Source organism: Streptomyces milbemycinicus (assembly GCF_002154605.1).
GTDB classification, from domain to species: domain Bacteria; phylum Actinomycetota; class Actinomycetes; order Streptomycetales; family Streptomycetaceae; genus Streptomyces; species Streptomyces milbemycinicus.
The window spans coordinates 1-9004 of sequence record NZ_MUNE01000960.1; the positions used below are offsets into that span (position 1 = coordinate 1).

General features: G+C 71.2%; 6 protein-coding genes. 4 read left to right on the top strand and 2 right to left on the bottom strand.

Features of this window, described 5'->3' with window-relative positions; genetic code table 11:
* A partial coding sequence (locus CCN51_RS55490; protein ID WP_086861123.1) for a hypothetical protein occupies nt 1-1047 on the top strand: 1047 nt, incomplete at its 5' end.
* A complete protein-coding gene (locus CCN51_RS49580) occupies nt 1044-2231 on the top strand; it encodes a hypothetical protein (RefSeq protein WP_014175786.1) in 1188 nt (395 codons plus the stop codon). The genes CCN51_RS55490 and CCN51_RS49580, both read left to right, overlap by 4 nt.
* Nucleotides 2232-2871: 640 nt before the next feature.
* Here CCN51_RS49580 and acnA read toward each other — a convergent pair.
* A complete protein-coding gene (gene acnA, locus CCN51_RS49585) occupies nt 2872-5589 on the bottom strand; it encodes an aconitate hydratase AcnA (protein WP_014175787.1) in 2718 nt (905 codons plus the stop codon).
* Between the two features lie 456 nt (nt 5590-6045).
* Nucleotides 6046-7194, bottom strand: a complete 1149-nt coding sequence (locus tag CCN51_RS59760; protein ID WP_158104780.1) for a hypothetical protein — start codon at nt 7192-7194, stop codon at nt 6046-6048.
* Between the two features lie 85 nt (nt 7195-7279).
* On the opposite strand from CCN51_RS59760, the gene CCN51_RS49595 reads away from it, so the two are divergent.
* The gene (locus CCN51_RS49595; RefSeq protein ID WP_014175789.1) at nt 7280-8176 is read left to right on the top strand and encodes a YhjD/YihY/BrkB family envelope integrity protein; all 897 of its coding nucleotides are present in this window, start codon (nt 7280-7282) and stop codon (nt 8174-8176) included.
* 58 nt (nt 8177-8234) lie between these two features.
* Nucleotides 8235-9004: LysR family transcriptional regulator (locus tag CCN51_RS49600; protein WP_086861125.1), on the top strand; the 770-nt coding region annotated here is incomplete at its 3' end.

A 9004-nucleotide genomic window follows, 5' to 3' on the forward strand; every position in this document is an offset into this window, starting at 1 on the left:
GCCGCGCTGGTGGCGGGGTGGCTGGTCATCAGGGCAGGCGACGACGCGGACGCCGACTCCGACGCGGCGAAGAGATACTGCTGGGGCGCCTGGTCGCAGGGCGAGGAGCCGTTACGTTTCAACAACGACAACCGCACCTTCCGGGAGACGGCCCCGACGCCCGAACGCCCGCGCGGCTCGTGCACGATCACCACGAGCTGGGATAACGGCATCAACGAGGTCCACGAGAAGATCTCTGTCAGCTACGGCTCGGGCCCGAAAGACGCGAAGAAGCGCCGCGCCTGGCTGGCCGAGCTCTTCGCCGGCGCGGGAGATCAGCTTCCCGAGGGGCTGCCGGGCTTCGTCAGCGAGGGCTCCGCCACCCTGGTGCTCCCCGAGAAGTGCGATGTCGACGGCCGCCCCTCGGTCGTGGCCGTCAGCGGCGTGCAGAGCGACGGCAAAGACGACACCCCCACCCTGCCGGATGTCTCCTCCGAGCCGTGGCAGGCGGGGCAGCTGCTCGTGGACATCGCCAACCACGGCATGGAGAAGGCCGGTTGCGCGCCGGAGAAGCCGCTGGGCTTCGCCGCACCCATACCGCCGGGATACGTGCCTGACGACACCTTCGTCACCGGCTACTCCTCGGGCGCCTGCCGGATTGACGGACTGAGGCCCGCGCCCGGTGGTGCCGAGGGCAGCGACAAGGGCCTCGACTCAACCGTGGGCCCGGTCAGCGACGACCTCCAGACCTGTGTCGTCCGCTGGTACGACACGGTGGCCGCCCGGCTCACCATGACCGCCCACCCCCGGCTGGTGAAGCTCTTCGACGGCCTCACCGGCAGCGCCCCGCCCGCCCGAGGCTGGCGCGGCCAGGGCTTTATGGACGCGGATGGCGCGCTCGTCCGGGCCCGGTGTTCGGGCCGTACGGCAGTGATGTCCATGGAGCGGACGGACGTCGCCGACGACACCCCGTTCGCCACCCCGTCCCATATCTTCCCCGTCTACGCCGCCGCCGTGGCCAAGCGCCTCGGCTGCGCCGCCGTCACACCACATGGAGACTCAATATGAGCAGCCCTGAGGAGTTACGGCGGCAGGAACACTTCCTCGTCGCCGCCGCGGCGGCGCGCAAGGGCCGGTGGAGGCGGCGTGGCCGCCGGGCCTGGGGTCTACTGCGGAGCCGGCCCGGTCAGCTGATCACCGTGGGAGTCGTGAGCGCGCTCATCGGCAGCCTGCTGACCGCGTGGCAGACGGACAGCCTTCCGTGGTCGGACGAGAAACAGGCCGTGTGCTGGGGGGCGCTCTCCAAGAAGGACGCGGAGGCGTTGTTCGACCACGACCTCTTCATCCGCTTCGACCCCGACCTCTCGGTCCGCGCGGAGGAGATCCGCCCGACCCACGGGAGCGCGAATGTCCAGGGCGCCTGTCGGCTCCTGGCGCTGGACGACGGCCGCCCCGTCGCGCGTGTCGACTTCCGGCTCCACCACCTCGACGGGCAGTACGACGCGCAGTCCGCGGGCTGGCTGACGGACTTCCTCTCCCCGCTGGCGGTGCCGTTCGGCAAGGGATTCGTCGGGATGGCCTCGGAGAGCCGGACCTGGCTGGCGCTCCCCAGGGGTTGCGGCAGCGGGGGAGGCATCAACGGGCCTGCGGTCGTCGACGCGTCCTGGGGCAGGCCGCCCATGAGCTCCGACGAGGACCCCCACTGGCGGAACCAGGTGGCGCGGGCGACCGTACGGCTGGCCAACGGCGCCATGCGCGCCCTGCGCTGCGACGGCACATTCCCGCTCCCGGGTGACCTTCCCGCCGTCCCTCCCCGCAAGGACACCGAGCCACGACGGCTCTGCGGCATCGACGGGCTGACGCTGACCCTCCCCAAGAAGGAGTACTTCCTCAACAGCACACTGCTCACGCACAGCCCCGGGACGGCCCGCGTCTGCGGCGTCGGTGACAGTTCGATACGGGGGCGTGCGCGGCTGCGGCTGGTCACCATCGAGAGCCCGCGGCTCGCCCAGGTCTTGTCCGACCTGACCGACCGCAACGAAGCACCCGATTACGAGAAGCGAGGCAGGAGTTCAGTCGGCCGGGACCTGGCTCTGTACCAGACCATGTGCCAGACCGGTCTGGTCATCTTCCTCGTCCAGGACGACGGCACCGGCAGGGACGACCTTCCGCGCAAGCTCCTCCCCCGCTACGCCGCAGCCGAGGCGGAGCGGCTGGGCTGCGGCCCGGTGAAGGTCGAGCTGCCGCGCTGATCGCCCGGCACCGAGGAGGCCGACCCGTGACCGTACCGTCCGCACGTCCCCGGATCGAGGTACCCGAGGCGCTGGCCGCGTCCCAGAGCCGGTCCTCATCGGGACCGGTCAGAACACCGGCTGACCCGCTGATGACGCCGCACGGCCCAGTGACTTTGCGGTGAGTTTGAGACGGCGACACGCCGTCGCTTCGGCGTGTCGCCGTCTCAAACTCACCGCAAACCCATACCTCGGCAGTGCAAGTCACCGGTATGGGGACAAGCCCCGAGCCCGATGGCAGACGTGCCCACGCTGAGCGGACGCGCTCAGGCTCCCGCCCCGGTCCGCCCCTTCGCTGGAGTGCCGCGCACCGCGCGGTGAGAGCATCACCGAACCAACCCCGTCCCCGACTGGTCACGACCCGGGGACGGGGCACTTCCATGCCCGCTGACCTGCCGATATGCTCCAGAGCTCTTACTTACGAACATCGGGGCTTTCCGAAGCTGGGGTTCCGCCCCAGACCCCGGGGTCTGGGGCGGAGGTCCCCGCCGGACACCCCCTGATCCCGGCAGCGAACGGCGAACGGGCCGCACTCCCGTGCTGGGGAGTGCGGCCCGTTCTTCGGGAATCCCTCGGAGGGCTTCCGCCCGGGGTCCGGGGCTTACTTCCGGATCAGCGAGCGCAGCACGTACTGCATGATGCCGCCGTTGCGGTAGTAGTCCGCCTCACCGGGGGTGTCGATGCGCACGACCGCGTCGAACTCGACGCCCGTGTCGGTGGTGACCTTGACGGTGCGCGGGGTGGTGCCGTCGTTCAGCTCGGTGACGCCCGCGATGGAGAAGGTCTCCTCGCCGGTCAGGCCCAGCGACAGCGCCGAGGCGCCCTCCGGGAACTGGAGCGGCAGCACGCCCATGCCGATGAGGTTCGAGCGGTGGATGCGCTCGTACGACTCGGCGATGACGGCCTTGACGCCGAGCAGCGCGGTGCCCTTGGCGGCCCAGTCGCGGGAGGAGCCGGAGCCGTACTCCTTGCCCGCCAGGATCACCAGCGGGATGCCCGCCGCCTGGTAGTTCTGCGACGCGTCGTAGATGAAGGAGACCGGCGCGCCCTCCTGGGTGAAGTCGCGGGTGTAGCCGCCCTCGGTGCCCGGCGCGACCTGGTTGCGCAGCCGGATGTTGGCGAAGGTGCCGCGGATCATGACCTCGTGGTTGCCTCGGCGCGAGCCGTAGGAGTTGAAGTCGCGGCGCTCGACGCCGTGCTCGGTGAGGTACTTGCCGGCCGGGGTGTCGGCCTTGATGGCACCGGCCGGGGAGATGTGGTCGGTGGTGACCGAGTCGCCGAGCTTGGCGAGCACCCGGGCGCCGGTGACGTCCTGGACCGGCGCCGGGTCCATGGTCATGCCCTCGAAGTACGGGGGCTTGCGGACGTAGGTGGACTCCGGGTCCCAGTCGAAGGTGTTGCCGGTCGGGATGGGCAGCGCCTGCCACTGCGCGTCGCCCGCGAAGACGTCGGCGTAGCTGGTGTTGAACATCTCCTGGCCGATCGCGGAGGCGACGACCTCCTCGACCTCCTTCTCGGAGGGCCAGATGTCGGCCAGGTGGACCGGGTTGCCGTCCTGGTCGATGCCGAGCGCGTCCTTGGTGATGTCCACCTTCATGGAGCCCGCGATGGCGTACGCGACGACCAGCGGCGGGGACGCCAGGTAGTTCATCTTGACGTCCGGGTTGATCCGGCCCTCGAAGTTGCGGTTGCCGGACAGCACGGAGGTGACGGCGAGGTCGGCCTCGTTGACGGCCTTGGAGACCTCCTCCGGCAGCGGGCCGGAGTTGCCGATGCAGGTGGTGCAGCCGTAGCCGACAAGGTTGAAGCCGAGCTTGTCGAGGTACGGGGTGAGGCCGGCGCGGTCGTAGTAGTCCATGACGACCTTGGACCCGGGGGCCAGGGTGGTCTTGACCCACGGCTTGCGGGTCAGGCCCTTCTCGACGGCCTTCTTGGCCACGAGGGCGGCGGCGACCATGACGTACGGGTTGGAGGTGTTGGTGCAGGAGGTGATCGCGGCGACGGTGACGGCGCCGTGGTCGATCTCGTACTGGCTGCCGTCGGGGGCGATGACCGGGGTCGGCTTGGTCGGCACGCCGTTGTGGTCGAGCGCGGGGGCGTCGGAGGCCGGGAAGGACTCCTTGCCCGCCTCCTCGTCCTCGGCCACGTAGTTACGGATGTCCTGGGCGAACTGCTGCGCGGCCTCGGCCAGCACGATCCGGTCCTGCGGGCGCTTGGGGCCGGCGATCGACGGGACGACCGTCGACAGGTCCAGCTCCAGCTTCTCGGAGAAGTCGGGCTCGGCGGCCGGGTCCAGCCACAGGCCCTGCTCCTTGGCGTACGCCTCGACGAGCGCGAGCTGCTGCTCGCTGCGGCCGGTGAGCTTGAGGTAGTTGATCGTCTCGACGTCGATCGGGAAGATCGCGGCGGTGGAGCCGAACTCCGGCGACATGTTGCCGATGGTGGCGCGGTTCGCGAGCGGGATGGCGGAGACGCCCTCACCGTAGAACTCGACGAACTTGCCGACCACACCGTGCTTGCGCAGCATCTCGGTGATCGTCAGCACCAGGTCGGTGGCGGTGGTGCCGGTCGGCAGCGAGCCGGTGAGCTTGAAGCCGACGACGCGCGGGATGAGCATCGAGACCGGCTGGCCCAGCATCGCGGCCTCGGCCTCGATACCGCCGACGCCCCAGCCCAGCACGCCCAGGCCGTTGACCATGGTGGTGTGCGAGTCGGTGCCGACCAGGGTGTCGGGGTACGCCTGTCCACCCCGGACCATGACGGTACGGGCCAGGTGCTCGATGTTGACCTGGTGGACGATGCCGGTGCCCGGCGGGACGACCTTGAACTCGTCGAACGCGGTCTGGCCCCAGCGCAGGAACTGGTAGCGCTCCTTGTTGCGCCCGTACTCCAGCTCCACGTTCTGCGTGAAGGCCTCGGGGGTGCCGAAGCGGTCGGCGATGACCGAGTGGTCGATGACCAGCTCGGCGGGGGCGAGCGGGTTGATACGGGCGGCGTCGCCGCCCAGCTCCTTGACGGCCTCGCGCATGGTGGCGAGGTCCACAACACACGGCACGCCGGTGAAGTCCTGCATGATCACGCGGGCCGGCGTGAACTGGATCTCCTGGCTGGGCTGGGCGCTCGGGTCCCAGTTGCCCAGTGCGCGGATGTGGTCGGCGGTGATGTTCGCGCCGTCCTCGGTACGGAGCAGGTTCTCCAGCAGCACCTTGAGGCTGTACGGCAGACGGGCGGATCCCTCCACCTTGTCCAGCCTGAAGATCTCGTACGACTCGTCGCCCACCTGCAGTGTGCTACGGGAGTCGAAGCTGTTCGCCGACACGACAGTCTCCTTCATGCATGATCTCGCGCGTACTACCGCAATCCTGCCGCCCCACGCCCTCGCCCATCAGGTAAGGTCAGGCTTAGTTAGGCAAGCCTTACTGGCGCGGCCGCGGTGCGCCTTCCGGCGGATATCTCGATGTCAAGATAACCCTAATACATGGACCGCCGCACGGTGGGCTCGCGCTGCCGTGATCCGTTTCTCATACACGCCGCTCTGCCGTACGCGCCCCGCATGGCGATCACCCGTGCCTCAGCGCACCATGAGGATCATGCGAAGGAGGACCGCATGGACTCCTCGGACACCCCCTCCTCCGAACCTCCCTCCAAGCCTCCCCCCGAACCTCCGCTGAGCGCCACCGAGCGCCAGGAGTACGAGCGGCTGCGCAAGGCGGTCGCCGTCCGCCACCGCAGGCTGCGGTACGCGGGAGCGTCGGTGCTGCTGGTGCTTGCCGTGCTACTGGCACCGCTCGCCTTGGTCGCCACCTGGGCGCATGAGGAGGTCTCCGACACCGACCAGTACGTACGGACCGTCGCGCCGCTGGCCCACGACCCCGCCGTACAGAACGCGGTGACCGACCGGCTCACCAAACGCGTCGTCGACAACGTCGACGTCGCCGGGGTCACCGCCTCGCTCACCAAGGCCCTCGACCGGGTCGGCGCCCCGCCCCGGGTGGCCGACAGCGCCCGGCTGCTGACCGGGCCGCTGAAGACGGCCCTCACCACCGCCGTCCACGACGTGGTGGCCAAGGTGGTGCACAGCGACCAGTTCGCCCAGGTGTGGACCGCCGCCAACCGCCGGGCGCACGCCGCCGTGGTGAAGGTCCTCACCGGCGAGGGGCCCAGCGCCGTCCAGGCCAGAGGGAACACCATCGTCCTGGACATCGGCACCCTGATCGACAACGTCAAACACAGACTGGTCGACGCGGGCTACGAGAAGGCCGCGCACATCCCCACCGTGGAGCGGACGGTCCCGCTGCTGCGGACCGACAAGCTCGACAAGGCGCAGGACGCCATGCGGCTGCTCAACGTGCTGGGCGTCTGGCTGCCGGTCACGGCGCTCGTCCTCGCCGCCCTCGCCGTGGGAACGGCCCCCGCGCACCGCGTGGCGCTGATGAGCGTGGGCATCGGCGTCGCGGTGATGATGCTGGTGCTGCTCGTCGGCCTCGCCGTACTGCGCCGGGTGTATCTGGACTCCGTGCCGCCCACCACGCTGCCCGAGGACGCCGCCGCCACCATCTACGACACCTTCGTGCGCTTCCTGCGCGAGAGCACCCGCACGATCCTGGTGATCGCCGTGATCACCGTGCTGTCCGGCTATCTGTACGGCCCCGGGCGCGGCGCCCGCGCCGTGCGCTCGGGGGCCGCCCGCGCCACCGGCGCCACCGGCCGGGCCCTGGCCCGCGCCGGTGTGCGTACGGGCGGTACGGGCCGCTGGCTGGACGGCCACCGCGGCTGGACCACCGGGGTCGTCATCAGCGGCGGGGCGCTCGCGCTCGTCCTGTGGAACCACCCCACCCCGGCGTCCGTGGCGCTCGTCCTGGGCCTCGTCGTCCTCGTCCTGGTGCTGCTGGGCATCGTCGCGGCGGCGGCGAACGGGCGCCACGAGCACCCGTTATCGGCGGTGGCGGCAGTTGGGGCGAATTCCCGGGACCGTCCGAGGTGGCAGCCTGGAACGCAGGAGGCAGGCGGTGCGTTCCGGCGGAGACGAACACCGGCCACCCCGGTTCGGCGGAGCACGGAGTGTCCTGGCCGCGGCGCGCGCCCCGTCAGTCGCCGGGGCGGTCGCCCGGCTGACGGAGCGGCTGCTGGCGGTCAACACTCTGGAGGCCGCCAGCCGACTGGCCGCACAGGCGTTCCTGACGGCCTTGCCACTGCTGATGGCGGTGGCGGCCTTCGCTCCCGAGGGCTGGAAGGGCCTGCTGGCGGACTCCGTGCGCTCGGTGGTCGGCGTGCGCGGCAAGGCGCTGGAAGAGCTGCGCCGGGCACTCGCCGCGTCCGGTACGACGAGGAAACCCTCCGGCGCCGTGGGTCTCGTGGTGGCGCTGGTGTCGGCCACGGCCTTCAGCCGGGCCCTGCAGGGGGTCTGCGAACGGTGCTGGAACCTGCCCAGGGCGAGGATCCGCGTGGCGGCGTGGCGCTGGCTGCTGTGGGTGCTGGTCTGGCTGGCGGTGCTGTTCGTCCAGGCGCCGGTGCGCAGGGGCTTCGGCACCGGGATCGTCTCGGGGCTCGTGCTGTCCCTGCTGTCGGCCGTCCTGCTGTGGTGGTGGACCCAGCACCTGCTGCTGGGCGGCCGGGTCGGATGGCTGCCGCTGCTGCCGGGCGCGGTGCTCGCGGGCACCGGCACCGTCGCGCTGGGCTATGCCTCCCGTCTGGTCATGCCGCGGGCCATGGACCGCAGCCTCGCCGACCTCGGTCCCCTCGGCCCCGTCTTCACGCTGCTGTCCTGGCTCATCGTGGTGTTTCTGATCGTGGTGGCGGGGCTCGCGATCGGCCAGCTGGTGGCCTCCTCCGCCTGGTACGCACGGCTGGTCGCCCGGCCGCCGCACACCCCGGATTCGAACGCTCGCCCAAGTGACGCTCCCTGAGCGTCAGGCGCCCGGAGATGGGGTCATCGGGTGCCCCGCGAGCCGGAATACTGAGGCGATGGATCCGCACCTGCTCCGCACCTTCGTGTCCGTGGCCCGCCGCGCGTCCTTCTCGGAGGCCGCCCGCGACCTGGGGTTCCCCCCGTCGGCCGTGTCCCGGCACATCGCCACGCTCGAAGCCGATCTGCGGACCCCGCTGCTGACCCGGCGTCCGGTGGCGCCGACCGCGGCGGGCGCGCGGCTGCTGGAGCACGCGGGCCCGCTGCTGCACCGGCTGGACGCGGCCCGCGCGGACGTCGAGCGCCTCGCCGGAGCCGCCACCGCGCGTCTTACGCTCGGCGCCTCGCCGCCCGCCATGACGCCCCGGGTCGCGGCGGCCCTGGCCGAGGTGCGCCGGGCCCACCCGGGCGTACGGACGGCCGTACGGCTCCTGGGCCGCGACGAGATCCCCGCGGCCATGGCCACCGGACAGCTCGACCTCGGCCTGACCGACGGCCTGACGGCACCCGGCGACCCCCTGCCGCTGCCCGACCTCGGCCCGCTGTCCACCCTGCCCATCGCCGAGGGCGCGCTCGTCGTCCCCCTGCGCCACCTGCGCGCCGCCGGCGCCACCGACGGCTTCCGCGCCGCCCTGCGCTACGAGGGCACCGACGTACGGGCGCTCCTCACCCTGGTCGCAGCGGGCCACGGCCTGACCCTCCTCCCCCACTCCGCCACCAAGGGCGCCCCCGGCATCGTCGCGATCCCCCTGATCTCCCCACGCCTCGTACACCGCGTCGAACTCCTCCACGGGACACCCCTGGACGACCCGGCGGCGGACTTCGCGGA